The 26,508-nt window shown below is 69.1% G+C and carries 25 protein-coding genes, 1 tRNA gene and 1 riboswitch; of the genes, 16 read left to right on the plus strand and 10 right to left on the minus strand.

The features are described 5' to 3' along the window. Both QZ709_RS10675 and QZ709_RS10680 read left to right on the plus strand, forming a co-directional pair. A partial coding sequence (locus tag QZ709_RS10675) for an efflux RND transporter permease subunit (RefSeq protein ID WP_294637271.1) occupies positions 1-2,043 on the plus strand: 2,043 nt, incomplete at its 5' end. Between the two features lie 23 nt (positions 2,044-2,066). Continuing rightward, complete coding sequence (locus QZ709_RS10680) at positions 2,067-2,567, plus strand: hypothetical protein (protein ID WP_294637273.1); 501 nt, start codon at positions 2,067-2,069, stop codon at positions 2,565-2,567. Positions 2,568-2,637: 70 nt separating this feature from the next. Here QZ709_RS10680 and QZ709_RS10685 read toward each other — a convergent pair. Continuing rightward, positions 2,638-2,713, minus strand: a tRNA-Ala gene (locus QZ709_RS10685). A gap of 39 nt (positions 2,714-2,752) precedes the next feature. Continuing rightward, positions 2,753-3,640 (minus strand): NAD(P)-dependent oxidoreductase, encoded by an 888-nt coding sequence (locus tag QZ709_RS10690; protein WP_294637275.1) that lies wholly within the window; start codon positions 3,638-3,640, stop codon positions 2,753-2,755. Between the two features lie 268 nt (positions 3,641-3,908). Here QZ709_RS10690 and QZ709_RS10695 point away from each other — a divergent pair, with 268 nt between their 5' ends. After that, a complete protein-coding gene (locus QZ709_RS10695) occupies positions 3,909-4,901 on the plus strand; it encodes a sensor domain-containing diguanylate cyclase (RefSeq protein WP_294637277.1) in 993 nt (330 codons plus the stop codon). A gap of 335 nt (positions 4,902-5,236) precedes the next feature. On the opposite strand, the gene QZ709_RS10700 is transcribed toward QZ709_RS10695, so the two are convergent. After that, positions 5,237-5,572 carry a cell division protein ZapA gene (locus tag QZ709_RS10700; RefSeq protein WP_294637278.1) on the minus strand — a complete coding sequence of 112 codons (336 nt, stop codon included), beginning with the start codon at positions 5,570-5,572 and terminating at the stop codon, positions 5,237-5,239. Beyond that, on the minus strand, positions 5,569-5,787 hold the full coding sequence (locus QZ709_RS10705; protein ID WP_294637280.1) for a DUF904 domain-containing protein: 219 nt from the start codon (positions 5,785-5,787) through the stop codon (positions 5,569-5,571). Before QZ709_RS10705 ends, QZ709_RS10700 begins: the two co-directional genes overlap by 4 nt. Positions 5,788-5,853: 66 nt before the next feature. Next, positions 5,854-6,099: riboswitch (cobalamin riboswitch) on the plus strand. 77 nt (positions 6,100-6,176) lie between these two features. Here QZ709_RS10705 and QZ709_RS10710 point away from each other — a divergent pair. The 13 genes from QZ709_RS10710 to QZ709_RS10770 are packed head-to-tail and all read left to right on the plus strand — an operon-like array spanning position 6,177 to position 19,433. Further along, positions 6,177-8,042 (plus strand): TonB-dependent receptor, encoded by a 1,866-nt coding sequence (locus QZ709_RS10710; protein ID WP_294637281.1) that lies wholly within the window; start codon positions 6,177-6,179, stop codon positions 8,040-8,042. Positions 8,043-8,056: 14 nt separating this feature from the next. After that, positions 8,057-8,620 (plus strand): bifunctional adenosylcobinamide kinase/adenosylcobinamide-phosphate guanylyltransferase, encoded by a 564-nt coding sequence (cobU, locus tag QZ709_RS10715; protein ID WP_294637282.1) that lies wholly within the window; start codon positions 8,057-8,059, stop codon positions 8,618-8,620. Positions 8,621-8,622: 2 nt separating this feature from the next. Continuing rightward, positions 8,623-9,552, plus strand: coding sequence for an ABC transporter substrate-binding protein (locus QZ709_RS10720; protein ID WP_294637319.1), 930 nt, complete (start codon positions 8,623-8,625; stop codon positions 9,550-9,552). Next, a complete protein-coding gene (locus tag QZ709_RS10725) occupies positions 9,549-10,532 on the plus strand; it encodes an iron ABC transporter permease (RefSeq protein WP_294637283.1) in 984 nt (327 codons plus the stop codon). The genes QZ709_RS10720 and QZ709_RS10725 overlap by 4 nt, the downstream gene beginning before the upstream one ends. Next, on the plus strand, positions 10,529-11,311 hold the full coding sequence (locus tag QZ709_RS10730) for an ABC transporter ATP-binding protein (RefSeq protein ID WP_294637284.1): 783 nt from the start codon (positions 10,529-10,531) through the stop codon (positions 11,309-11,311). Before QZ709_RS10725 ends, QZ709_RS10730 begins: the two co-directional genes overlap by 4 nt. Before the next feature lies 1 nt (position 11,312). Next, on the plus strand, positions 11,313-12,629 hold the full coding sequence (locus tag QZ709_RS10735; protein ID WP_294637285.1) for a cobyrinate a,c-diamide synthase: 1,317 nt from the start codon (positions 11,313-11,315) through the stop codon (positions 12,627-12,629). 15 nt (positions 12,630-12,644) lie between these two features. Beyond that, on the plus strand, positions 12,645-13,214 hold the full coding sequence (gene cobO, locus QZ709_RS10740; RefSeq protein WP_294637286.1) for a cob(I)yrinic acid a,c-diamide adenosyltransferase: 570 nt from the start codon (positions 12,645-12,647) through the stop codon (positions 13,212-13,214). A gap of 7 nt (positions 13,215-13,221) precedes the next feature. Further along, positions 13,222-14,196 carry an adenosylcobinamide-phosphate synthase CbiB gene (gene cbiB / locus QZ709_RS10745; RefSeq protein WP_294637287.1) on the plus strand — a complete coding sequence of 325 codons (975 nt, stop codon included), beginning with the start codon at positions 13,222-13,224 and terminating at the stop codon, positions 14,194-14,196. Next, complete coding sequence (locus QZ709_RS10750; protein ID WP_294637288.1) at positions 14,189-15,346, plus strand: aminotransferase class I/II-fold pyridoxal phosphate-dependent enzyme; 1,158 nt, start codon at positions 14,189-14,191, stop codon at positions 15,344-15,346. The genes cbiB and QZ709_RS10750 overlap by 8 nt, the downstream gene beginning before the upstream one ends. Next, on the plus strand, positions 15,343-16,830 hold the full coding sequence (locus QZ709_RS10755; protein ID WP_294637289.1) for a cobyric acid synthase: 1,488 nt from the start codon (positions 15,343-15,345) through the stop codon (positions 16,828-16,830). Before QZ709_RS10750 ends, QZ709_RS10755 begins: the two co-directional genes overlap by 4 nt. Before the next feature lie 6 nt (positions 16,831-16,836). After that, positions 16,837-17,892 carry a nicotinate-nucleotide--dimethylbenzimidazole phosphoribosyltransferase gene (cobT, locus tag QZ709_RS10760; RefSeq protein WP_294637290.1) on the plus strand — a complete coding sequence of 352 codons (1,056 nt, stop codon included), beginning with the start codon at positions 16,837-16,839 and terminating at the stop codon, positions 17,890-17,892. 45 nt (positions 17,893-17,937) lie between these two features. Continuing rightward, positions 17,938-18,807, plus strand: a complete 870-nt coding sequence (locus QZ709_RS10765) for an adenosylcobinamide-GDP ribazoletransferase (RefSeq protein ID WP_294637291.1) — start codon at positions 17,938-17,940, stop codon at positions 18,805-18,807. After that, positions 18,804-19,433 (plus strand): histidine phosphatase family protein, encoded by a 630-nt coding sequence (locus QZ709_RS10770; protein ID WP_294637292.1) that lies wholly within the window; start codon positions 18,804-18,806, stop codon positions 19,431-19,433. Before QZ709_RS10765 ends, QZ709_RS10770 begins: the two co-directional genes overlap by 4 nt. Here the strand turns inward: QZ709_RS10770 and QZ709_RS10775 are convergent. Genes QZ709_RS10775 through QZ709_RS10800 form a run of 6 tightly spaced genes read right to left on the minus strand, consistent with a single transcriptional unit; the run spans position 19,382 to position 26,508 of the window. After that, a complete protein-coding gene (locus QZ709_RS10775; protein WP_294637293.1) occupies positions 19,382-20,437 on the minus strand; it encodes a ligase-associated DNA damage response exonuclease in 1,056 nt (351 codons plus the stop codon). The two genes, QZ709_RS10770 and QZ709_RS10775, sit on opposite strands and share 52 nt — an antisense overlap. Before the next feature lie 7 nt (positions 20,438-20,444). Further along, positions 20,445-21,749 carry a cardiolipin synthase ClsB gene (gene clsB / locus QZ709_RS10780; RefSeq protein ID WP_294637294.1) on the minus strand — a complete coding sequence of 435 codons (1,305 nt, stop codon included), beginning with the start codon at positions 21,747-21,749 and terminating at the stop codon, positions 20,445-20,447. Positions 21,750-21,755: 6 nt separating this feature from the next. Then, positions 21,756-22,565: an endonuclease/exonuclease/phosphatase family protein gene (locus tag QZ709_RS10785; protein ID WP_294637320.1), complete on the minus strand. Its 810-nt coding sequence runs from the start codon at positions 22,563-22,565 to the stop codon at positions 21,756-21,758. A gap of 21 nt (positions 22,566-22,586) precedes the next feature. Further along, the gene (gene nudB / locus QZ709_RS10790) at positions 22,587-23,066 is read right to left on the minus strand and encodes a dihydroneopterin triphosphate diphosphatase (RefSeq protein WP_294637295.1); all 480 of its coding nucleotides are present in this window, start codon (positions 23,064-23,066) and stop codon (positions 22,587-22,589) included. A 12-nt stretch (positions 23,067-23,078) separates the two neighbouring features. Beyond that, positions 23,079-23,405: a P-II family nitrogen regulator gene (locus QZ709_RS10795; RefSeq protein ID WP_294637296.1), complete on the minus strand. Its 327-nt coding sequence runs from the start codon at positions 23,403-23,405 to the stop codon at positions 23,079-23,081. Between the two features lie 13 nt (positions 23,406-23,418). Beyond that, on the minus strand, positions 23,419-26,508 hold the full coding sequence (locus QZ709_RS10800; RefSeq protein ID WP_294637297.1) for a CusA/CzcA family heavy metal efflux RND transporter: 3,090 nt from the start codon (positions 26,506-26,508) through the stop codon (positions 23,419-23,421).

The following is a 26,508-nucleotide window of genomic DNA, read 5'->3' on the forward strand; positions in this document are numbered from 1 at the left end:
TTCCTCGGCACGCTGCGGCCGACGGTGATCGCGCTCACCGCCATCCCGGTGTCGATCTTCATCACCGGCCTGGTGTTCCGTTACTTCGGGCTGTCGATCAACACCATGACGCTGGGCGGTCTGGCGATCGCGATCGGTGAGTTGGTCGATGACGCCGTGGTGGACGTGGAAAACGTGCTGCGTCGGCTCAAGGAGAACCGGGCGCTGCCCGAGCCGCGCCCGGTGATCGAGGTGGTCGCCGCGGCCTCGCGCGAGGTGCGCTCTGGCGTGGTGTACGCCACCCTGATCGTGGTGCTGGTGTTCATCCCGCTGTTCGCCTTGCCGGGTATCGAGGGGCGGCTGTTCACACCGCTGGGCGTGGCCTACATCGTGTCCATCCTGGCCAGCATGCTCGTGGCCACCACCGTCACGCCCGTGCTGTGCTACTGGTTGCTGCCGCGCCTCAAGCGGCTCGACCATGGCGACAGCCCGCTGGTGAAACGGCTCAAGACCTGGGACGCTCACTTGTTGAGCTGGTCGTTCCGCCGCAGCGGCGCGCTGATGGGCACGGCGCTCGCCGCAGTGGCGCTGGCGGCGTTGGCTGTGAGCCAGTTTCCGCGCAGTTTCCTGCCCGCGTTCAACGAGGGCACGCTGACGGTCAACGTCCTGCTGAATCCGGGTACCTCGCTGGAAGAGTCGACCCGCATCGCCACGCTGGCCGAGCGGCTGGCCCGTCAGGTGCCGGAGGTGTCGCAGGTGGGGCGCCGCACCGGTCGGGCCGAGCTCGACGAGCACGCCGAAGGGGTGCATTACACCGAGATGGACGTGGATCTGCATGCGTCGGGGCGCCCGCGCGAGGCCGTCATTGAAGACCTGCGGGCCCGGCTCGCCGTGTTGCCCGCGACGGTCAGCATCGGGCAGCCGATTTCGCATCGACTGGATCACCTGCTGTCGGGTGTGCGCGCACAGATCGCGCTGAAGGTGTACGGCGATGACCTGGACACGCTGCGGGCCGCAGCCGAGCAGCTGCGCACGCGGCTGGCTGCAGTGCCTGGTGTGGCCGACCTGCAGATCGAAAAGCAGGTGCTGATTCCGCAGCTCAAGATCCGGCTGGATTACGACGCAGCAGCCCAGTACGGCGTGGCGCCGGGCGCCGTGCTGCGCAGCCTGCAGCAGCTGATCGAAGGCGAGCGCATCACGCAGGTGGTGGACGGCCCCCGCCGCATCGACCTGGTGGTGCGGCTGTCGGACGCTGCCCGCGAGCCCGAGGCCTTGCGCCAGCTGTTGGTGCCCACGCCGCGCGGGCCGGTTCCGTTGTCCAGGCTGGCCACGGTGGAGGAGGGCGATGGCCCGAACCAGATCGGGCGTGAGAACGGCCGGCGCCGCATCGTGCTGTCGGCCAATGCACAGGGGCGTGCGCTGTCGGCCGTGGTGGCCGACATCCGGCAGACCGTGGCCGACACGCCGCTGCCCGCAGGCTACTTCACGGCGCTGGAAGGCCAGTTTCAGGCGCAGGAGCAGGCGGCCCGGCTGATCGCGTTGCTGGCAGCCGTGGCGCTGTCGCTGGTCTTCATGGTGCTCTACAGCCGGTATCGCTCGGTGGTGCTGGCGCTCATCATCATGGGCAACATCCCGTTGGCCCTGGTGGGCAGCGTGATCGCGCTGGCCTTGTCCGGGCAGCCGCTGTCGGTGGCCGCGCTGGTGGGCTTCATCACACTGGCTGGCATCGCCACGCGCAACGGCATCCTCAAGATCAGCCACTACATCAACCTGTGCGCCTATGAAGGCGAGCGCTTCGGAGACGCGATGATCGTGCGCGGCTCGCTGGAACGCCTCACCCCCGTGCTGATGACGGCGCTGGTGGCCGCCTTTGCCCTGGTGCCGCTGCTCCTGGCGGCCGATGCCCCGGGCAAGGAGGTGCTGCATCCGGTGGCGGTGGTGATTTTCGGCGGCCTGGTGAGCTCGACCCTGCTCGACACGCTGCTGACCCCGGTGATGTACCGGCGCTGGGGCGAGGCCCCGACGCGCAGCCTGATCGATGCCCGTACGGGCGAACGCTTCTGAACCACGCAAGAAAGGACTCGACCATGAAACGATGGATTCGCACCGCCGCCCTGATGCTGTCTGCCCTGTCGATGGGCGCCGGCAGTCCGCCGGCCCTGGCCCACGACGACGCCGCGCTGGACCGGATGCAGGCGCCCCACGGTGGCCAGCTGCGGGCAGCGGGGGCGCTGCACTATGAACTGGTGCTGGCGCCCGTGGGAGCCACCGGCAAGAGCCTGCCGGTGGCCGTGTACCTGACGGACCACGGCGGCAACAAGCTCCCCAGCGAGGGCGCCACGGGCACCGTCACCCTGCTGGGCCAAGGCCAGAAAACGGTGGTCAAGCTCATGCCGGCCGGCGACAACCTGCTCAAGGGTGAAGGCGCCTATGTGCCGGCGCCGGCCCTCAAGGCCATCGTGTCGGTGACCCCGAAGGGCCAGGCCGCCGCGCAGGCCCGCTTCACACCCTATGCCAGCGCGGCCACCAAGCCTGCGGAAGGGCATGCCGGGCATGACCATGGTGACCACACCGGGCACCGGCACTGAGCGCCACGACACCGGCCCCATGCAAAACGCCGCTGAAGCCTGACAGGCTCGCGGCGGCGTAGGGGGCGTCTGGTGGACCGAAGGAGGATCGAACTCCCGACCTCTGCATTGCGAACGCAGCGCTCTCCCAGCTGAGCTATCGGCCCTTGAGCAAAAAGTTTAGCAAAAAGCGGCCGGATCGCGCGTCAGGGCGTTCCCGGCGGCTGGCGCTCCTGCAAGGTCTTGAACAGGGCGGACTGGTCCAGCTCGGCCAGTCCGTGGTCCACGCCATCCTGGTAGAGCCGGGTCAGCAGCTCGGTGATGGGGGCGTTGAACCCCAGTTGCCCGCCCGTGTGAAGCGCGTTGCGCAGGTCCTTGAGCTGAATCGCCATCGATCCCCGCTTGGCGAAGTCGCTTTCGACCATGCGCAGCCCGTGCACTTCCAGGATGCGGCTTTCTGCAAATCCGCCGCGCAGGGCTTCGCGCACCTTGGCCGGGTCGGCACCGCCACGCTCGGCCAGCAGCAGTGCTTCGGCCACGGCACCGATGGTGATGCCCACGATCATCTGGTTAGCCAGCTTGGTGAGCTGGCCAGCGCCGGCCGGCCCCACGTGCACCGGCCGTCCCAGCACGTTCAACACCGGCAATGCGCGCATGAAGGCCGCCTCGTCGCCACCCGCCATGATGGCCAGGGTGCCGGCTTCGGCGCCCAATGTGCCGCCTGATACCGGGGCATCCAGCGCGGCCACCTCGATGGCGGCCAAGCGGCGAGCATGGTCCTGGGCCTGCTCGGGCAGGATCGAGCCCATGTCGATCACCAGGGTGCCGCCTCGCAGGCCGTGGCAGGCCGCCTCGGGCATGTCGAACAGCACCTCCTGCACCACGCCGCCGTGTTCGAGCATCGTGATCACGATGTCGGCACGGGCCACGGCCCGGGCGGGGCTGTCGGCCACGCTGGCGCCGTCTGCTTCGAGCGCCAGCGCCTTGTGCCGCGAGCGGTTCCACACCGTCACGGGAAAACCGGCGGCCAGCAGGCGGCGCGCCATGGGCGCGCCCATCAGGCCGCAGCCGAGCAGGGTGATCTGGGTCGTCATGTAAACCATCCGGATGAGCGAGACCCCGGATTCTGGCGCAACACCCTGTTGCCGGCTGGGATCGGTGTCGGTTGTAATCTGCGGACACCGGCGCGCAACCGAGTGTGAAAAATCTCGCACATCGCGGGTAAAGTCGCCTTTCATCCCATGTTTGAAGGGCGTTCACGGTTGTCCTTTTCGGCGAACATCGGCCGCAGACCGGTTCACTGTGCGCCAGGCTGTCGGCGCGCGCGTCCCTCCTACAACAACGATTCTTACCGCGACTGACATGGCCGACACCCCTGCACCGGGCTCGATACCCGGAGGCGACATCGTGGATGCGCTGTTCCGTGCACTGGACCAGCTTGGGCATGGCGTGCTCGTCAAGGAGGTGGCCTCGGGTCGATACGAGCGTGCCAACGAGGCGGCCGCGCGTCTGCTGTTGCAGCCCGGCCAGACCTGGTCGGGGGCGGCCGATGCCGAGCTGTTCGATGCAGCCCAGGCCGTTGCCCTTCGTGCTGCAGACCAGCAGGCGGTGGCCCAGCCCGTGGGCGTGCGTGCCGAACACCGGCTGGAGCTGGGCGGCGAGCGCCGCGAGTTCGTAACCTGGCGCCAGGTGGTGGACGCCGGGCATGGCGCGCGCCTGGTGTCGGTGTGGCAGGACGTGACCGAAGTGCGCCGGAAGGATGCACAGCTGCAGACCGCGCTGGCGCAACTCGAAGAGCAGCAAAAGGCCAACGATGCCCTGCGCCGTGATGTGCAGGACAACCAGGTGCGCGATTCGGTGTCGGGCCTGTACCACCGTGCCCACTTCGAGGAGCAGTTGCGGCGTGAGGCGGACCTGTCCAGCCGGGAGCAGCGGGAATTCGCTCTGGTCGCGGTCGCCATCGACAACCTTGACGAGATCTTGCGGGTACACGGCGCGGAGGCCTGCGAACGCGTGGTCGAGGCCCTGGGCCGCCTGCTGCGTGCCAACACCCGTGCGATGGACTCACCGTGCCGCCTGGGGGGTGACCGCTTCATCGTGCTGCTGTCGGGTGTGGGTCTGGCCACCGCGCATTCGCGCATGGAACAGCTGCGCCGCCAATGTGCTCAGCACATCGTGCCGTACAACGGTCAGCAGATCCCGTTCACGGTCTGCATGGGGATTTCCAGCTTTCCCCACACCGCGGGCGTCGTCGACGAACTGATGCGCAGCGCGGACCGTGCGCTGTCGAGTGCACGGGAGAAGGGCGGCAACCGCATCGCGCTGGCCAGCATCCAGTTCGTGCCGGCACACTGAGTTCGCTGACAGCGCCCAAAAAGAAACGGCCAGTTCACCGAGAGGTGACTGGCCGTTGTGGTGTAAGGGTCCGTCGCAGACTGGTTGCCGCATTCCTGAACCCAGGGGGGATTCAGGTGGGCGAGGTCAGCAGCACTTCGGGTTCATCTGACGCGAGACGATCACACCTGCACTGCAATGTTCCAAGCCCTGGCTCCAAGAGCATCGGTTCAAGGAAATAAAAACAACCACGAACGCGACGAACGATTTCATTCTAAGCGTTCCACCCCCGTGTGCCCGTGCAAAAGCACCACGGTCCAGGGTTTCATTCGGCGATGCTTGACAGCGCGGGGCGATCAGATCAAGTGGCCGTCGTTGTCGAGGGCGTGGTCCAGCCGCTGGATGAGGTTGTCGATGTACTCGGGCGGCGGCAGGCCTTCGCCCTGGGCATCGGAGGCGGCGGCAGGGGCGGGCGCAGCGGGCGAGGCGGCCGGGCGATCGGCCAGGATGTAGGCTAGGTTGAGCGCCGCCAGCACGGCAATGCGCTCTCGGGCCTTCAGCTTGCCGCTGTCGCGGATGGCGCACATCTCGCGGTCGACCTGCGAGACTGCCTGTTTGAGGCGCTCCTCGCCACCCTCGGGGCAGCCCAGAAGGTAGCTCTGCCCCATGATGGAGACTTCAATCTGCTTCATGCGTCAGGCTCGGGCGAAGACGAGGTCGGTTGGGGCAGGCGGTCGATCAGTGCATCGATGCGGGCGCGGGCGGCCGACAGCCGGGCGCGCAGCGAGTCGCGCTCCTGCAGGGTGACGGCCAGCTGCTGCTCGAGCAGCGCGTTGGTGCGGCGCAGTTCCTCGTGGCGCAGCAGAAGGCGCTCGATGCGTTCCGTGAGTTCGTCGATTCTGGACATGGCGGGAGCCCGCGGGTAGGTGGGGGCGCGGTTGCCCGGCCCATCTGCCATTGTAGGGGCCTTACCCTTACAATCCGGCACGTTGGTGCTCGTGCCGGGGTTCTCCCCGGTGCAGTTAAACGGGAAGCAGGAAGGCTCAGACGTCCCCGATGTCGGCCCGACCTGCGCTGCCCCCGCAACGGTCGGCGATCGGGTTCGTCAGGCAACTGCCGCGAACCCCGCTTGTGTTCTCTGCCACTGGGCGCTTGCCTGGGAAGGCCGCACAGGTTGCATCGCCCAGCCCGGATACCGGCCAACAGGGGGTCTGCTGCGCACGCTGTGCGGGGTTGGCCATTCCGCCCGGGGCCTGCGGGGACGCTGGCTGGGGCTCATGTCCTGTTGATCTTTTCATGTCTTTCCTGAACTCGGTGCCACGGGCACCCGGGGTGCGCTCGGTTTTGGCCGTGGCGTGTGGTTTGGTTCTGGTCATGCCGTTCGTGGCGCAGGCGGCCGACTCAGACGATGTCGGCCAGGTGGTGGTGACGGCCAGCCGGGCACCGCAACCGATTTCCCGCGTGTTGGCCGATGTCTCGGTCATCACCCGCGACGAGATCGAGCGCCGTGGCAGCGCCAGTGCCGTGGACCTCATTGCGGCCTTGCCCGGTTTCGAGATCTCCCGCACAGGTGGGCCCGCGTCCATCACCGGGGTGTTCCTGCGGGGCGCCGAGAGCCGGCACCTTCTGGTCCTGATCGACGGTGTCCGGGTGGACACGCAGTCCGGCGCGGGGGGCGCGACGTGGGAAGCCCTGCCGGCCTCGCAGATCGAGCGCATCGAGGTGGTGCGTGGCCCCGCCAGTGCCGTCTACGGCTCGGATGCGATGGCGGGTGTGGTGCAGATCTTCACGCGTCAGGGTCAGGGCCCGGCGCGCGTGGAGGTGGGCTTCGGCGTGGGCACGCTGGGGCTGTGGTCCTCGGATGCCCAGGTGTCCGGCAAGCAGGGCGCGTGGGACTACGCGGTGGGCCTGGCATCCGAGCGTTCGTCGGGCTTTGATGCGCGGGTGAATTCCGTTGCCGGCACCCGCGCTGCGGACAGCGATGGCCATCGCAGCGCCAGTGGCAGCGCGCGCCTGGGCTACGCCCTCAACGAGCGGCACCGTGTGCAGGCCAGTGTGGCCAGTCAGCACATCAACGGCGAGTACGACGCGACGGCGGGATCGACGACGGAGGACCGGTCCATCCATGACCTGGACGCCGCGTCGCTGAATTGGACGGCGCAGTGGCTGCCCGCATGGCGCAGCACCGTCAGAGCCGGCCAGTCCATCGACCGCTACGAGACGCGCCCTTCCTCTTACGTGACCCGTACGGAGGTGCAGAACGCAGCGTGGACGAACGAAGTCAAGTTGGGCGACCATGTCGTGCGTGCCGTGCTCGAGGGACGCAGTGACCGTCTGCTGAATTCGTCGGTCAGCGGAGGGGAGGGCACGCGCCGCGATGGGGCGTTCGGGATCGGGCATGAGTGGCGTCGGGATCGCCTGGCGATCCAGTCCGCGATCCGCGAAGACCACGACAGCGCATTCGGAACCCGTGTGACCGGCTCGGTGGCCGCGGGATGGGATCTGGACCGTACCTGGCGCGTGCGCGGCTCCTGGGGAACGGGCTTCCGGGCGCCCACGCTGTACCAGCGATTCAGCCCGTACGGGCAGGCTGATCTGTTGCCCGAGTCGTCGCGGACCAGCGAGGTCGGGTTGCAGTATCGGGATGGCAGCACGCGCCTGTCGCTCACGATGTTCGACAGCCACGTCACCAACCTGATCCAGTTCGGTGCAGCCGGGGTGTGCGAAAGCGAGTACGGTTGCTACCGCAACGTGGATGCCGCCGTGCTGAAAGGCGTGGAACTGAGCGGGGCGACCACCTGGGCCGGCGTGCGCCTCAGCGCTTCGTGGAACATCGGGTCGCCCAAGAACGCGGAGACCGACAAGCTGCTGGCGCGCAGGGCACGCCAGCACGGGGTGCTGCGCGCCGAGAAGGCGGTGTCGGACTGGCTGGTGGGCGTGAACGTGAAGGCCTCGGGACACCGTTTCGACGACGCGGCCAACACCCGTCCGCTGGGCGGCTATGCCTTGTGGGGCATCGATGCGCAGACCCGTCTGGCGCCCGAGTGGAAGCTGGTTCTCCGTGCGGACAACCTGTTCGACAAGGACTACCAGACAGCACGCAACTATGCCTCTGCACCGCGCACCGTGTTCGTCGGAGTGCGCTGGACGCCGGGGCTGTGAGTGCGTTCGAGGCCATGAACGCGTCTTCGCATCATCTGATCGTCGGCGGCCAGCGCAGCGGCAAGTCGCGTCATGCCGAACGGCTGGCTCAGGCCTGGCTGGCGGCCGACCCGGCACACCGCGTCACCGTGGTGGCCACGGCGGAGGCCTGGGATGACGAGATGCGCGAGCGCATCGAGCGCCATCGGGCCGAGCGGCCTGCTGGCATCGACACCGTGGAGGCGCCGCGCGACCTGTGTGCTGCGCTCCAGGTGGAAGCCCGGCCGGGCCGGCTCATCGTGGTGGACTGTCTGACGCTGTGGCTGACCAACTGGCTGATGCCGGGGGCCGGCGCGCCGGACCTTGCCGCGTGGCAGGCCGAGTGCGACGCCTTGCTGGCCCTGCTGCCCAGACTGCCGTCGCCGGTGGTGTTTGTGTCCAACGAGGTGGGCTGGGGCATCGTGCCCCTGTCACGGGAGGTGCGGGCCTTTGTGGACGAACTGGGGCGGCTGAATCAGGCCGTGGCACGCTGCTGTGGCGAGGTGACCTTGATGGTGGCCGGCCAGCCTTGGACGCGGCCCGTGAGCCTGTCGCCATGACGATGGTCCGGCGTCTCCGTGGCAGGGTCGAACTCCTGGCTCAATGGCTGAGCGGGTCTGCGGCTTTGCTGTGCGCCTTCTGCTGCACGGCGTTGCCGGCGCAAGCGGCCGACATCACGGTGGTGGACGACCGGGGGGTGCGCTCGGTGTGGCCTGCACCACCGCAACGCATCGTCAGCCTGTTGCCCTCCTTGACCGAGACAGTGTGCGAACTGGGGCAGTGTGGCCGGCTGGTGGGCACGGATCGGTATTCCAACCATCCCGCCTCGGTGAAGGCCTTGCCCAAGACCGGCGGACTCGATGACGCCAACCTGGAGCAGATCATGGCTTTGCGGCCGGACGTGGTGTTGCTGGCGCTGTCTGCCCGGGTGACGGACCGCCTGGAAGCACTCGGCATCCGGGTGGTCGCGCTGGAGCCACGCACGCATGAAGACGTTCGCCGTGTGGCAGGCAAGCTGGCCCAGTTGCTGGGGCAGCCCGCTGCGGGAGAGCGTCTGTGGGCGCGCGTCGAAGGCGAGATCCATCAGGCGGCCCTTGCGGTGCCAGCGGGATGGCGCGGGCAGCGTGTGTATTACGAGGTGGACAGCGCGCCCTATGCGGCAGGCACTTCGTCCTTCATCGGGCACACGCTGGCGCGGCTGGGGCTGAAGAACATCGTGCCCGAGGCGTTGGGGCCCTTTCCGAAACTGAATCCGGAGTTCGTCGTACGGGGCGATCCCCAGGTCATCATGGTGTCGGCGCGCAATGCAGCGGCCCTGCCCGCACGCCCAGGCTGGGCGCGCATCCAGGCGGTGCAGCACGGGCGGATCTGCACGTTCTCGGCCGAGCAGGGGGACGTCCTGTCGCGTCCGGGGCCGCGCATGGGTGAGGCCGCGCGGATCATGGCGGGCTGCCTGCAGCGCCTGTCGCCGCCCGCGGGAGGCACCTCATGACGGCATGGCGCTGGGGGGGGATGCTGATCGGAGCGACCGTGGCGGTGCTGGGCGTCAGCCTGCTGGTGGGCAGCACCGGGTGGTCCTTGCCTTTCGGTGCACCGGACGAAACGCTCGCCCATCGGATCGTGTGGGAGATCCGCGCGCCACGCGCCCTCGGGGCCTGGCTGGCCGGCGCCCTGCTGGGCCTGGCCGGGGCTGTCGCGCAGGGGCTGTTCCGCAACCCGCTGGCCGATCCGTATCTGCTGGGCAGCTCCTCTGGCGCGGCCCTGGGGGTGGCCGCCTGTCTGGCGGCCCTGGGCGTGGGGCCGGCGGCCACGGGCTGGGCGATCCGGCTGGGCCTGACGGGGGCGGCGTTTGCCGGTTCGGTGCTGGCCGTGTTGCTGACCCTGGTGCTGGCCCGCGGTGTGCACCATACCCTGCGTCTGCTGCTGGCGGGGGTGGTGGTGGGCGTGGTTCTGGGCGCATGCAGTGCGCTCACCATGCTGCTGGTGCCCGACATCATGCGGGCGATGCAGGCGTTCATGCTGGGCACCACCGGTTTCCTTGGCTGGTCCGCCGTCCAGGTGATGGCCCCGGTGTGTGTGCTGACCGCATGTGTGGCCTGGGGCGGGGCGCGTGCGCTGGACGCCCTGAGTCTGGGGGATGCGACGGCGCGCAGCCTGGGGGTGCGCATGGGCGCAGTCCGTGTGTGGCTGGTGGGCGCGATGGCCCTGGCCACCGGCACCGCGGTGGCGCAGGCCGGGCTGATCTCGTTTGTGGGGCTGGTCGCGCCTCACCTGGTGCGGGGCCGCGTGCCGGGCACGCAGGGGCCGGTGTTGATGCTGTCGGCGCTGGCCGGTGGCTTGCTGCTGCTGGCCGCCGACACCGTGGCCAGGCTGGTGATCGCCCCCCAGGAGTTGCCAGTCGGTGTGCTGACCGCGGTGCTGGGTGGCGCCTACCTGTTGTGGCGGATGCACCGCATGGAGGCGGCAGCATGAAGCCTGTTCTGCAGGCCTGCCTGCACAGTGTGCGGTTGGGCCGCACCCCGGTGCTGCACGACATCGAAGTGAGCTTGCATGCTGGCCGATGGATTGCCGTCGTGGGGCCGAACGGTGCGGGCAAGTCGACGCTGCTGCGGGCCCTGGCCGGGCTCCTGCCCGTGACAGGCGAGGTCACTCTGCTGGAGCGACCGCTGTCGGCGTGGCCTGCGGCCGAGCGTGCGCGCACGCTGGCATGGCTCGGCCAGGCGGAAGTGGGTGGGGAGGACCTGCGCGCGCAGGATGTGGTGATGCTCGGACGCCTGCCTTACCAGGCCTGGCTGGCCGCGCCCGATGCCACCGACCACGCGGCCGTGGAGGCCGCCATGCGGCAGACCCAATGCTGGGCATGGCGGGGCCGGCGCATGGGGGCCCTGTCGGGTGGTGAGCGGCAGCGGGTGTTGCTGGCCCGCGCGCTGGCGGTGGGGGCACCCCTGCTGCTGATGGACGAGCCCCTGGCCCATCTGGATCCGCCGCATCAGGCCGATTGGCTGGACACCGTTCAAGGGCTGTGCGCCCAGGGCGTGACCGTGGTGAGCGTGCTGCATGAACTCAACATGGCGCTGCAGGCCGACGAACTCATCGTGATGGCAGACGGGCGTGTGCGGCACCATGGCGCTGCGGGCAGCTCCGAATCCCAGCGGGCGCTGTGCGCCGTGTTCGATCACCGCGTGCGGCTGGTTCAGGTGGAGGGCCACTGGGTGGCCTTGCCTGTCAGCGGCGCTGATGCAGGATCATGACGTGAGCGTGCAGAACTCGGTGCAGTGCCCTGCGCTGCTCATCGGTGCTCCGGCCTCCGGCCAGGGCAAGACGACGGCCACGGCCGCTCTGGCTCGGTGGCATGTCCAGCAGGGGCGACGAGTCCGCGTGTTCAAGACGGGGCCTGACTTTCTCGATCCCATGGTGCTGTCGCGCGCATGCGGCCTGCCTGTGCAGCAGCTCGACCTGTGGATGGGCGGTGAAGCGCACTGCCGGCAACTGCTATGGGAAGCGGCGCAGGACGCCGACGTGATCCTGGTGGAAGGGGTGATGGGCCTGCATGACGGCAACCCGTCATCCGCCGACGTGGCGATGCGACTGGGGCTGCCTGTGCTGGCCGTGATCGACGCAGGGGCCATGGCGCAGACCTTTGGTGCACTGGCCCTCGGCTTGGCCACGTATCGCCCGGGCCTGCGGATGGCTGGGGTGCTGGCCAACCGCGTGGCGAGCGCCGGCCATGCGCAGATGCTGCGCGAGAGCCTGCCGGAGGGCATGCGGTGGTTCGGGGGACTGCCGCGGGACGAGGCGATCGGGCTGCCGTCCCGCCACCTGGGGCTGGTGCAGGCCGATGAGGTGGCCGATCTGGAGGCGCGGCTGGACCGCGCCGCGCAGGCCCTCGGAGCGCTCGAGCCCGAGATGCCGGCACCGGTCACGTTCGCGCCGCCCCCAGAGGCGCCGCCCGAGGCGCGCTTGCCGGCGGACCGCCCCTTGCTGGGCGTGCGTATCGGTGTGGCGCAGGACGAAGCCTTCGCTTTCCTCTATCCGGCCAATCTGGCCACGCTGCGGGCGCTGGGTGCCGAGCTGGTGGTGTTTTCGCCGCTGCACGACGAAGCCCTGCCCTCGGTGGACGCCCTCTATCTGCCTGGAGGCTACCCTGAGCTGCATCTGAGCCGCCTGGCCAGCCACACGGCCATGCGCATGGCCATCGGACGTCACCATGCCGAGGGTCGTCCCATCGTGGCCGAATGCGGTGGGATGCTCGCATTGCTCGATGGCCTGTGTGATGCCAGCGGGCAGCGCGCGCCCATGTGGGGCCTGCTGCGTGGCGAGGGCGCCATGCAGGCCCGCCTGGTCAATCTGGGCCTGCATGCGGTGGCGTTGCCCGAAGGCACGGTGCGCGGGCACACCTTTCACCATGCAGCGGTCTCGGGCGACGGGCCCGCCGCGCTGCACACCACGGCACAGCGCCACCATGGGCGACCGGAGTCGGTGTACCGGCAAGGGCGCCTGTTCGCGTCCTTTCTTCACCTCTATTTCCCCTCCAACCCGAAGGCCATCGCGGCCCTGTTTCAACCCTGATCCTCGAGGTCCCTCATGCAGATTGAAAAACCCCCGGTCGACCGGCAGGTCGAGAAGCCCGAAGGTGAGCGGCGCGGTCTGGTTCTGATCCACACCGGCGACGGCAAGGGCAAGAGCACCGCGGCGTTCGGCCTGGCACTGCGAGCCCACGGCCGTGGCAAGGCGGTCAAGATCTACCAGTTCATGAAGGTGCCGTCGGCTCGCTTCGGTGAACACCGCATGTTCGAGCAGCTCGGCGTGCCCATCGAAGGGCTGGGCGATGGTTTCAGCTGGAAGAGCAAGGACCTCGAGCACTCGGCGCAGCTGGCGCGAGATGGGTGGGCCCGTGCGGCGGCCACCATCCAGGGCGGCGAGCACTTCATGGTGGTGCTCGACGAGATCACCTATCCGATCCGCTATGGCTGGCTGGATCTGCAGGCGGTGATCGACGTGCTCACGAGCCGCCCTTCGCACGTCAACGTCGTGCTGACGGGGCGCGGCGCCCCGCAGGAACTGGTGGACGTGGCCGACACCGTGACGGAGATGAAGCTGATCAAGCACCACTACAACGCCGGCGTGCCCGCGCAGCGCGGCATCGAGGACTGATCCGCACATGGAGGGGCTTGCCACCTTGCCGGCAACTGTGACGCTGGCCACTGCCGTGTGCGTGGCCCTGGTGATCGACCGCCTGTTCGGCGAGCCGCCGGCATGGGCTCACCCGGTGGTGGCGATGGGGCGTTACCTGGACTGGTTCGGGCCGCGCTTGTGGCGTCTGCCCGCGGTCACAGCGCGCCTGGGTGGCGCACTCGCATGGTACTTGGGGGCCGTGCTGGTGTTGGCAGCCGCGCTCGTGCTCGACATCGGGGTGACGGCAGTGACCGCCGCGACTGAGGTGGCGCCGATGCCGTCGATGCTGCGCGGCGTCCTGCTCGGCGTGCTGCTCAAACCCTTGTTGTCATGGCGCATGTTGTGCGATGAGGTAGAGGCAGTGGATCAGGCACTGAGCCACTCTCTGGATGCCGGGCGATGCCGGTTGGGCTGGCTGGTGAGCCGGGATACGGCAGCGCTCGATGAAGCCCAGGTGCGCGAGAGCGCCATCGAGTCTCTGGCCGAGAACCTCAACGATTCCGTGGTCGCGCCGCTGTGCTGGTTTCTGGTGGCGGGCTTGCCAGGCGCTGCCTTGTACCGCTTTGCCAACACGGCGGATGCGATGTGGGGCTACCGTGACCATCGCCTGTGGATGGGGCAATGGGCGGCACGGGTCGATGACCTGCTGTCATGGCTGCCTGCCCGTGCGACCGCCCTGATGCTGTGGCTGGCCGCCGGCCGCCGGCCTGACTGGCGCGCCATGCGTGCAGAGGCCGCACACACCCCATCCCCCAACGGGGGTTGGCCCATGGGCACCATGGCGCTGCTGTTGGGCGTGCGGCTCGGCAAGCCGGGCGTGTACACGCTTCATGCTGCGGGACGAGCTCCGTCCAGCGAGGATGTCCGGCAAGCCTGTCGGTGGGCGGGCAGGGCGGTGTTGTTGTCTGCGGCCCTGCTGGTGGCAGGACAGGGCGTGTACGAGGGCCTCGCGCATGTCTGACCGGATGGTGCAGCACGGCGGACCAGATGGCGGAGCGGCCATCCACTGGGACTTTTCGACCAATGCCAATCCGCTGCCGTTGCCCGATGCACTCGTGCAGGCGCTCAATGCGGCAGACCGGCGCCGCTACCCCGACCCCGGGTATGCGGCCTTGCGTGAGCAGCTCGCGGGCAGGTGGGGATGTCGCGCGGGTGATGTGCATGTCACGGCGGGCAGCGCAGAAGCCATCCGGCGGCTCACGCTGGCGGCGCGGTTGCAGGGCGTGCACCAGGTGTGGGTGCCCGAGCCCGGTTATGGCGACTATCGGGCGGCGGCCGAGGCCCTGGGCATGACCGTCCGGGGATGGCGCACAGAGGCCGAACTGCGAGCGGCACTGGAGCGGCATGGCAGTCTCACGGAACCGGTGCTGTGCTGGCTGTGTGATCCGAACAACCCCACCGGCGACAGCCTCTCGACTGACACCGTGCAGGCCCTGGTGGCCGCATTGGACGCTGGCGCCAGGCTGACCGTGGCGCTGGATCGGGCCTACTCGCCCCTGCGCCTGCGCGGCGAAGACCCGGTTGTCTCGCGGTGCGCCGTTCGGTTCTGGCAGCTGTGGTCGCCAAACAAGGCACTCGGTGTGACGGGCGTGCGGGCCGGGGCCATGCAGGCACCCAGCCTGCCGGCGGGGCTGGTGACGGCCTCGTGGCACGCCGAGGTCGCGCGCTCGGTGGGCTTGCTGGCGCCCAGCTGGGTGCTGTCCGCCGAAGGCGTGGCCCTGCTGCAGGCCTGGCACACCGAGCCGGTCCAGAACTGGCTTGCCGATGCGCGCCTGACGCTGGCCGAATGGGCCGCCATGCAGCGGGCCATGCTGACCGCGCGAGGCTGGCACTGTGCGCCGTCCGATACGCCGTTCTTCATGGCTACGCCGCCGTGGTTGCATCACCGAGGCCCGGAGCCCACCGGACTCGATCGGTCCTTGCAACTCGATGTCAGGCTGCGGGCGCGCGGCATCCGACTGCGCGAGGCGACGAGCTTCGGGCTGCCCGGTGTGTTCCGGCTCAGCGCGCAGGCCCCCGTGGCCCAGCGTGTGCTGCTGGATGCGCTCGGCCACTGGCGCCCGGGCCCGCAGGAGGGCCTCCCCCATCACGATCAGGAGCGTTCCACATGAAGGGCAAGGCCGTCATGGTGCTGGGTACCACCAGCGGTGCCGGCAAGAGCTGGCTGGCCACGGCGTTGTGCCGCTGGTATGCGCGCCAGGGGCTCAAGGTGGCACCGTTCAAGGCGCAGAACATGAGCAACAACGCCCGGGTGGTGCCCGGCTTGCGGGGTGTGCCGGGCGAGATCGGCAGCGCCCAGTACTTCCAGGCCCTCGCTGCGCGCACGGTGCCGGACGTGCGCATGAACCCGGTGCTGCTCAAGCCGGAGCATGACACGGGAAGCCAGGTCATCGTGATGGGCGAGGTGCGGGACGACCTGCGCGCCATCCCCTGGCGTGAGCGCAGCGAGGCGCTGTGGCCGCACGCCCGGCAGGCGCTCGATGAGCTGCAGGCCCGCCACGATGTGGTCGTGATCGAAGGGGCCGGCTCGCCGGCCGAGATCAACCTGCATCGCAATGACTTCGTCAACATGCGCACGGCGCGCCACGCAGCGGCAGCCTGCCTGCTGGTGACCGACATCGATCGGGGGGGCGCGTTTGCCCACCTGTACGGGACGCATCAGCTGCTCCCGGCTGAAGAGCGGGCCCTGATCCGCGGCTTCGTGCTGAACCGGTTTCGTGGCGACGCCGCGCTGCTGGCGCCGGGGCCTGACCAGCTTTCGGCGTTGACCGGTGTGCCCACGGTGGGCGTGCTGCCCATGTGGCGGGGGCATGGGTTGCCCGAGGAAGATGGGGTGTTCGATGACGCCCCGAGCCGAGGAACAGAGCCCGGGCTGCTGCGCGTGGCCGTGGTGGCCTACCCGCGATTGAGCAACCTGGACGAGTTCCAGCCTTTGCGCACGGCGCCGGGTGTGCGCCTGACCTGGGCGCGTCACCCTCGCGATCTGGACGGCGCGGACTGGGTGATCCTGCCTGGCTCCAAGCACACGCGGGCCGACCTGCGCTGGTTACGCACGCAGGGGCTGGCTGATGCTGTGGTGGCCCATGCCCGGGCCGGGCGGGGCGTGCTGGGCGTGTGTGGCGGCCTGCAGATGCTGGGCAAGGCCGTGTGCGATCCGGACGGCATCGAAGGGGCTCCAGCCCAGGCCGAGGCCGGACTCGGCCTGCTCGATGTGACAACGACCTTCGATCGGCGCAAGCAATTGCGCACCACTTCGGCCTCGTTCGGTGGCCCAGGTGAACTGGCCACACCGTGGTCCGCGCTGGCCGGCGTTTCGGTCCAGGGCTATGAAATCCACCATGGCCGCACCGCCTTGGCGGGCGCCGGTTCGCGCACCGCGGCCGTGCTGCACAACGCGGCTGGCCAGGCGCTTGGCTGGGCGCAAGGGCCGGTGCTGGGTGTCTACCTCCATGGCCTGTTCGAAGACGCAGCGGCCATGCGCGCCCTGTTCGGGCAGCGTGCGCCTGTCCTGGATCAGGTGATGGACGGCCTGGCCGACTTCGTCGATCGCCACATGAACCCGGGCGTGCTGCAACGCCTTCTTGAGTCCCGTTGACCCCGCATGATGACCTCACTCGACCGCATCTCCGATCTTGCTCGGCCCGATCTGGCCGCCCGACTGCAACACCGACTGGATCAGAAGACCAAGCCACAAGGCTCATTGGGTGAGCTGGAGACGCTGGCCTTGCAGATCGGCTTGATCCTGCAGACCGATGAACCTCGGCTGCAGCAGCCCCAGATGGTGGTGTTCGCGGGCGATCATGGTCTGGCCGCACGGGGCGTTTCGGCGTTCCCGAGTGACGTGACCTGGCAGATGGTCGAGAACTTCCTGTCTGGTGGTGCCGCGGTCAGTGTGCTGGCGCGACAGCATGGTCTGGCCTTGACGGTGGTCGATGCCGGCGTGGCCCGCGACATCGCCCCGCGCGACGGCCTCCAGATCCGCAAGGTGGCCCCCGGCACCGTGGATTGCACGCAGGCCCCGGCCATGACGCGGGCTCAGTGCGAGGCCGCCTTGCAGGCGGGGGCCGAGGTGGTGAGCGGGCTGCCCGGCAACGCCTTGCTGATAGGCGAGATGGGCATCGGCAACACGTCGAGTGCCGCGCTCATCATGAGCCGCCTGACCAGCATACCGCTGGTGCAGTGCGTGGGCCGAGGCACGGGGCTGGATCAGGCTGGTGTCGCCCGCAAGCTGGCGGTGTTGGACGCCGCCTTGCACCGGCACGCCGAGGTCCGCGAGCCCCTGGCGGTGCTGGCGGCCTTCGGCGGTTTCGAGATGGCGATGATGTGCGGCGCCGTACTGGAGGCGGCCGCGCAGAACCGCGTGATCGTCGTCGATGGCTTCATCGCCAGCAGTGCCGTGCTGGTGGCGCAGGCGCTGCAACCCCGTGTGCTGCAGCGCTGCATCTTCGCGCACCAGTCCGACGAAAGTGGCCACGCGCGCATGCTGGCCCACATGGGTGTGCGCGGCTTGCTGCAGTTGGGCCTGCGCTTGGGCGAGGGTTCGGGCGCAGCGCTGGCCTGGCCCCTGCTCGAATCGGCCTGCCGCATCCTGCGCGAGATGGCCAGCTTCGAGTCGGCCGGCGTCAGCCAGCGCGATGCGGATGCGTCCGGTGCATGATGGGCAAGGCATGATGACGGCGTATTGTTCCGTTTGCCAGATCCGATGAACGCCTTGCTCCACCAGTTGCGCCTGTTCTTCGTGGCGCTGCAGTTCCTGACCCGCGTGCCGACGCCGGCGTGGGTGGGGTTCGAGCCCGGCTGGCTGCAGACCTGTCTGCGCTACTTTCCCCTCGTGGGGGCGCTGATCGGCCTGAGTGGGGCGCTGGTGCTGGCCACGGCGGCAGCGTGGTGGCCACCCGCCGTGGCCGTCGTGCTGAGCATGGCCTTCACAGTGTGGCTGACAGGCGGCTTTCACGAAGATGGCTGGGCCGACACCTGTGACGGCCTGGGTGGTGCCGTCGACCGCGCCAAGGCCCTGCTCATCATGAAGGACTCGCGCCTGGGCAGCTACGGTGCACTCGGGCTGATTGGCATGCTGGGCCTGAAGGCCACGGTGCTGACGGCCCTGCTCACCCCCTTGCACAACGAGCAGGCGAGCGCCGAAGCCAGCCACATTCGGGCGGTGTTGCTGGCGTGGACCATGATGGCGCTGGTGTGGTGCCACGCGGCCTCGCGCCTGGTCCCTGTTCTGTTGACCGGCCTGCTGCGGTATGCCGGTGACATCGACCACGCCAAGGCCAAGCCGCTGGCCATGCGGGTCGATCGCATCACGCTGGTGTCCGCCGTGCTGACCACCGCCGTGGTGGCCTTGATGCTGTGGCTGCATTTCTGGCAGGCTGCCTGGCCGACGGGCACGCTGCAGGTGGCGCTGGGCCGCAGCGCACTGGCCATGGCATTGGCCCTGGGCCTGTGCTGGCACTGGTTCCGGCGCCGCCTGGGCGGCTACACCGGCGACACCTTGGGGGCCAGCCAGCAGCTCGCCGAAGTGGCCGGCCTGCTGGCCTGGCTCACGGTGGTGCACCCCGTGTCATGACGCCAGTGTTCGAACCGTCGGCGCGGTCTCTCGCTCAGGGCCTGAGCGCCTGGGTCATGGCGTGGCGGCATCCCCAGCCCATGGGCGCCGCAGGCCGTTGCATCGGCCGGACCGATCTGCCTGTGGACCGCCGTAAGGCCCGCCGTCTGGCGCACCGCATCCGCCAGGCTGCCCGGCGGCACGGCTGGCCCCGCGTCGTTCACACCTCCTCGCTGCAGCGCTGTGCGCTTGTCGGGCGGCAGCTGCGGCGCTGGGGCTGGCGGCATGTCGTGGACGACGACTTGATCGAAGCCAGCTTCGGCGCCTGGGACGGACGGCCGTGGGCGCAGATCCCCTGGGGCGAAGTCGATGCCTGGTGCGCCGATTTCGCAGGCCACGCACCCGGTGGTGGCGAGTGCCTGCGTGACGTGATGGCGCGGGTGGCCGCGTGGCCAGAGGCGGAGGCATCGCCCACCGGGTTGCCGGCTCCGCCCCGGCTGGTGGTGGCGCACGCGGGCTGGATGCTCGCGCGCCGCTGGCTGCTGACGCACCCGGGCTTGCCGGCCCGGGCGGCCGACTGGCCCCGACCCCCGGCTTACGGCACCTGCTGGTCGCTCGGCCCGTCGTTGGCGGCCTCGTCGCCGTAATCGGTGTCCATCGAACCGGCTTCCAGTCCCTGCTCCTGCAGCCAGCGCACCAGCACGGCTTCCTGCCCGTGGGTCACGATCACCCGCTCTGCCCCCGTCGCCGCAATGGCGCCCACCAGCCCGGGCCAGTCGGCGTGGTCTGACAGCACGAAGCCGCGGTCCAGCCCGGCTCGGCGACGCGCACCGCGCAGCTGCATCCAGCCCGACGCCATGGCGTCTGATGCGCCGGCCAGCGTGCGGGCCAGCGGCCCGCGTGCCGCGCTGGGCGGGGCCAGCACCAGGGCCTGTCGCCACAGCGTCTTGTCCCTGACCTCGCTGAAGCGCAGGGTGGATGGCAGGGGCACGCCTTCGGCACGGTAGGCCGCATTCAAGGGCTCGACGGCGCTGTGCACGACGATGGGGCCGATGGCCGGATCCACGCCGGCCAGCAGCCGCTGGGCCTTGCCGAAGCTGTAGCCCAGCAGCAGCGACGGTCGGCCTGCCGCGGCATTGCCTTGCCACCACGCGTTGATCTCGGCGAAGACCTCGGCCGAGGGGCGCCAGCGGTAGATCGGCAACCCGAACGTGGATTCGGTGATGAAGCAGTGACACCGCACGGGTTCGAAGGGGGCACAGGTGCGGTCGGGCTCGGTCTTGTAGTCGCCGGAGACCACCCACACCTGCCCGCGCCAGGCCAGCCTGACCTGGGCCGAGCCCAGCACGTGGCCAGCAGGGTGCAGCGACACCGTCACCCCCTGAACCTGAAGCGTCTGACCATAGGCCAGCGTCTGCAGCGCGATGTCGCCCAGGCGCGCGCGCAGCACCCCTTCGCCCGGTGCCGCGCACAGGTAGGCGCCATGGCCGCCGCGGGCGTGGTCGGCGTGGGCGTGCGTGATGATCGCGCGGTGCACGGGCCGCCAGGGGTCGATGTAGAAGTCGCCGGGCGGGCAGTACAACCCTTCCGGGCGGCGGACGACCAGATCGGCCTGCGCGGAGGCGGAGGAGGGCTCGGGCAGGGTCGGCATGGCGCGCTCAGTATCGCCCCGTGACACCTGACAGGCGCAGATAGGCCTGCGCGAGCCAGGCCACCGCCCGCCGCCGCAGCCGGCCGCGCCAGCCGGGGTCGTGGTCCGGCCAGGGGGGCACCTCGTTGCTGAGCGCAAAGTCCTCGGCCAGCGAGGCGTTGAGCTCGCTGACGAAGGCCCGGTCGCGCACGATCAGGTTGGCTTCGAGGTTGAGCACCAGGGACAGCGGGTCGAGGTTGGACGAGCCGATCGTGGCCCAGCTGTCGTCCACGCTCAGCACCTTGGCATGCAGAAAGGCCGCCTGGTACTCATGGATGTGCACGCCGTGCGCCTGCAACTCGGCGTACAGGGCCTGCGCGGCGACGGCCGCGATGCGGAAATCGGGGCGGCCCTGCAGCAGCAGCCGCACCCGCACGCCGCGGGCCGCAGCCTGGCGCAAGGCCAGCCGGAAGGCGCGGCGGGGGTAGAAGTAGGGCGTGACGAGGTCGACGCGCTCGCGGGCGTGGTGGATGGCCTGCAAGGCCGCCCGTTCGATGGTGCGGCGCTGGCGGAGGTTGTCCCGCATCACGAAGGCGCAGCGCACGGGTTCCTGCCGCAGTGCGGCGCGCGCCAGGCGCCCCTGCTCACTCGGGCGCAGCCGCAGGCGCGCGTCCTGCCAGAGCTGGCGCAGCCGCGCCACACGGCCCGGCCCCTGTGCCCACTGCAGCAGTTCGTCGCGCCAATCCCGTCCGAAGCGCGCGCGCGTCCACATGGCCATGGCTGTGTGCTGCATCGGAATCACCGCCGGCCCCTGCACCGCCAGTGCGTAGTCCAGCCGGGGCGCGTTCTGCCAGCCATGGTGGCCGTCGTAGCGGTCGTCGATCAGGTTGATGCCGCCGACGAAGGCCTGGGCGTCGTCGACCACGAACAGCTTCATGTGCATGCGCCGCCAGGCGCCGGGGTCGGTCAGGCCCCACACCTTGTGCAGGGGCCGAAAGTGAGCCATCTGCACGCCCGCGGCCTTCATGTCCTGCCACAGGCTGGTGGGCGCCAGGTTGGAGCCCACCGCATCGACCACCATGTGCACGGCCACCCCTCTGCGTGCGGCGCGCATCAGAGCGGCCAGCACCTGCCCGCTCTGGCCCAGGGGGGACACTAGGTAGCATGCCACCCACACCTGGTGACGTGCGGCGTCGATGGCTTCGCGCAGGGCGGGGAACAGCGTCTCGCCGCCCCGCATCAGGGCCACAGCATTGCCGCCGGTGAACACCGGCCGGCGCTGCGCGTACCAGGACAGCCGCTCCAGCGCGTCGGGGTCGTCGACGTGCTGCATGGGGCGTCAGGTGGCCAGCTCGAACTCGGCCACCAGCGGCAGATGATCCGACAGCCGGGCCCAGGTCTGGCCCCGCGGCACCATCACCGACAGACAGCGCAGGCCCCGGGTGTAGACCCGGTCGAGCGCCAGCACGGGCACCATCGAGGGGTAGGTCGCCACCCGGGGCTCCCCATCCCGGCCGGCTCGCGACAGCCCGGCGCCCGCCAGAATCAGGTCGAGCTTTTCGTTCCAGTCATTGAAGTCGCCCGCGACGATGACCGGCGCCCCGGGGGGCAGTTCCGTGGCCACCAGCGCCGCCAGGCGCTCGGCCTGGCGCACCCGGCTCGCGTGGATCAGCCCCAGGTGCACCACCACCACGTGCACCTCGATGCCCTGCCACTGCACCGGCACGTGCAGCAGGCCGCGCTGCTCGAAGCGGTGGTCCGACACGTCGTGATGGCCGATGTCGCCGATCGGCCAGCGCGCCAGCAGCGCGTTGCCATGCTCACCCTGCCGGGTGATGGCATTGGTGCGGTAGGCCACCTCGTAGCCATCGGGCGCCAGGTACTCGGCCTGCGGCTGCTCCGGCCAGGCCCCCGGGCCGAAGCGCGTGTGCGAGAACCGCCGCGCCTCGGCATGGTTGAAACGCCGCACCTCTTGCAGGCAGACGATGTCGGCGTCCAGGGCCTCGACGGCCAGCGTCAGGTTGTGGATTTCCAGGCGCTTGCCCGGTCCCATGCCGCGCACGCCCTTGTGGATGTTGTAGGTGGCGACACGCAGGCCGCCTTCACCCAGGCTGGACGGCGGCAGATAGGTCGAATTCAGCGGATTCAGCACGGTCGGTCTCCGGCCGGATCAGCGCGAGGCCATGCGCTGCGGCAATTGCAGGATGGCTTCGGCGTTGGAGGGGGAAAAGCAGCGGTCGGCCGCTTCGCGCCAGGGCAGCCACACGTGGGCCGTGTGTTCGCTCGGCGCCAGCGTGACGGCGATGTCACGTGGCACGCACAGCCCGAACACGCGTTCGGTGTTGTGCGTGACACCCGGCGCATAGCGGTGGCGCCACACCGGGTAGATCTCGTAGATGTTCTCGATGCCCCAGTCGGTCAGGGCCGATGGCGGCACCTCGGGCGAGCCCACGACGATGCCGGTTTCTTCCTGCACCTCGCGGATCGCGGTGTCATGCCAGGGCTCGTCCAGGCGGTCGAGCGAGCCCGTCACGCTCTGCCAGAAGCCCGGCTGCTTGGCACGTTCGATGAGCAGCACATCCAGGTTCGGTGCGTGGATCACCACGAGCACCGACTGGGGGATCTTCGGGGTGACGGCGGAGACGGGCATCCGCCTAGTTTGTCACAGCTCCGAGCGGTCCCGGATGCGGTGGATGGTGCCGATGTCGACCGTCCACACCAGCCCGTCGCCGATGCTTCCCGTGCCGCAGGCGTCCATGATGGCGTTGCGGATGGGCTCGACCATGTCGTCGCTCGCCAGCACGCAGACCATCAGCTTGGGCGTGAAGTCCGTCAGCTCCTCTTTCACCGTGCGCTTGTCGATCGCCGCCGGGGCCGTGAAGCCCTCGGCCTTGAAGATCGTCACGCCCGGGAAGTTGGGGATGGCCCGCAGCGCTTCCTGCAGACGGTCGAGTCGGGTGGTGCGCACGATGGCGCGGATTTCCTTCATGTCATGTCTCCTGTCAGGCTTCGGCCGGCTTCTCGTCGAACCAGCGGTACAGCGTGGGCAGCACCACCAGTGTGAGCAAGGTCGACGAAATCAGGCCACCAATCACCACGATGGCCAGGGGGCGTTGCACCTCCGAGCCGGGGCCCGTGGCGAACAGGAAGGGCACCAGGCCCAGCAGCGCCACCGTCGCGGTCATCATCACCGGGCGGAATCGCTGCACGCAGCCTTCCCGCACGGCCTCCATCACGCCCATGCCGTCCTCCCGCAGGCGACGGATGCACGTCACCAGCACCACGCCGTTGAGCACCGCGATGCCCCACAGCGCGATGAAGCCCACCGATGCCGGCACGCTCAGGTACTCGCCCGTCAGGAACAACCCGATGATGCCGCCCACTGAAGCGAACGGCAGCACCAGGATGATCAGGCTGGCGAGCTTCACGGAGTTGAACAGCAGGAACAGCAGGAAGAAGATGGCCGCGATCGTCAACGGCACGATGACCGACAGCGTGGCCATTGCGCGTTCCATGTTCTCGAACTGGCCGCCGTACTCGAAGTAGTAGCCCTCGGGCAGCTTGATGTCCTGGTTGATGCGCTGCTGCACCTCGGCCACGAAGCCGGCCAGGTCGCGGCCTTCCACGTTGGCGCCCACCACCACGCGGCGCTTGCCGCCTTCGCGGCTGATCTGCGCGGGGCCATCCACCAGCTTGATGGATGCGACCGAGGACAACGGCACCAGGGCGCCGTCCTGCGCCGTCAGCAGCGTGCGGCCGATGGACCCGGGGGAGCCCCGCGCCGATTCGGGGAAGCGCACCACGACGCTGTAGCGCCGCTCGCCCTCGTACAGCGTGGTCACGTCCTTGCCACCGATGGCGGTCTCGATCAGCGACTGCACGTCGGCCACGTTGATACCGTGGCGCGCGATGGCCTTGCGGTCGATGTCGACGGTCAGGGCCTGCTGGCCGGAAAGCCGCTCGATGCGGATGTCGCGGCTGCCGTCCACGCTCTTGAGCAGGCGGGCCACGTCTTCCGACACCCGGCGCAGCTCGCCCAGCTCGTCACCGAACACCTTGACCGCCAGCTGCGAACGCACGCCGGTCACCATCTCGTCAACCCGTTCCGAGATCGGCTGCGACAGCACGATCTGCACACCCGGGATGGTCGAGAGGCGCTGGCGGATGTCCTCGTCGATCTCGTCCTGCGTGCGCTCGGACTTCGGGTCGAGCAGGACGATGGGATCGGACTCGTTCGGGCCGGCCGGGTCGGCGGGCGATTCACCGCGACCCAGCTTGGACACCACCATGCGCACGCCCGGGACCTCCGAGATGGTCTTCATCGCCGCCATCTCCATGCGGATCGACTCATCGAGCGAGATGCTCGGCACCCGGTTGATCTGCGGCGTCAGTGCGCCTTCCTTCATGGTCGGCATGAAGGACTTGCCCAGCAGCGGGAACAGCGCGAGCGATCCCAGCAGCAGTCCCACTGCAGCCGTCATCGTCACGCGATGTTTGCGCGTGGCGTTGTCCAGCAGCGCGAGGTAGTGGCGCTTCAGGAAGCCGATCAGCCGCGTGTCGTGATCGGCGCCGCCCTTGAGGAAGTAGGAGCACAGCACCGGCGACAGGAAGAGCGACACCGCCAGCGACACCGCCAGCGCCATGGCAATCGTCAAGGCCAGCGGCGCAAACATCTTGCCTTCGATGCCCTGCAGCGTCATCAGTGGCAGGAACACCAGGATGATGATGGCGATGCCGAAGATGGTCGGCGTGGCCACCTCGGTCGTGGCCTGCAGCACGGTGCGCACACGGGCGCCCATGCTGTCGCCGGCCTGACCGAGCTTGTGGTACACGTTCTCCACCACCACCACGGTCGCGTCCACCATCAGGCCGATGGCGATCGCCAGGCCCCCCAGCGACATCAGGTTGGCCGAGATGCCGTAGCGGTTCATCAGGATGAAGGTGGTCAGCGGCGCAATGATCAGCGTGGCCACCACGATCAGGCTGGAACGCACGTCGCCCAAGAAGACGAACAGGATCACGACCACCAGGAAAATGCCCTCGATCAGCACCTTGCCGACGGTCCACAGGGCGGCGTCCACCAGGTCGGTGCGGTCGTAGTAGGGCACGATCTTCAGCCCGTCTGGCAGCATCCCCTTGGTGTTGATCTCCTCGACGCGCGCCTTCACGCGGCCGACGATTTCCTTGGCATTGCCGCCGCGCATCATCAGCACGATGCCCGACACACCTTCCGTGTAGCCACCCTTGATGATGGCGCCCTGGCGCACCTCGCTGCCGATCTTCACCTCGGCCACGTCCTTGACGTAGACCGGCACACCGCCTTCTTCCTTGAGCACGATGTTGCCGATGTCTTCCAGGGTGCGGATCAGGCCCACGCCGCGGATCAGGTACTGCTCGGTGACCTGAGGCAGGATGCCTCCGCTGGTGTTGGCGTTGTTCGATGCGATCGCCTGCACGACCTGCTGTACCGACAGCCCGTAGTGGCGCAGACGGCTCGGGTCCACCAGCGCCTGGTACTGCTTGACGTAGCCGCCCTGCGAGTTGATTTCCGCCACGCCCGGGATTGAGCGCAGCAGGGGGCGCACCACCCAGTCCTGCACAGCACGGCGATCGGCGAGCTCCTGCGGGGTCAGAGCGCGCTGGCCATCGTCGGCCTTTTCCAGCGTGTACTGGTAGACCTCACCCAGGCCGGTGGACACCGGACCCAGCACCGGCACGATGCCTTCGGGCATGCGGGTCGCCACCTCGATCAGCCGCTCGGTCACGAGCTGGCGCGCGAAGTACACGTCGGTCGCGTCGGTGAACACCAGGGTGATGATGGACAGGCCGCTTTTGTTGAGCGAACGCATCTCCTCCAGCCCTGGCAGGCCGGTCATCGCGATTTCGAGCGGCACGGTCACAAAGCGCTCGATTTCCTCGGGCGAACGGCCCGGGGCTTCGGTCGCAATCTGCACCTGCACGTTGGTCACATCGGGGAAGGCGTCCACCGACAGCTTCATCGCTGCGCGCAGGCCGAAGCCGCACACGATCAGCGACAGGACGACCACCACCAGCCGCTGACTGAGCGCGGCCCGGATCATGGATGCAATCAT

Source organism: uncultured Aquabacterium sp. (assembly GCF_913773725.1).
GTDB lineage: Bacteria > Pseudomonadota > Gammaproteobacteria > Burkholderiales > Burkholderiaceae_C > Aquabacterium.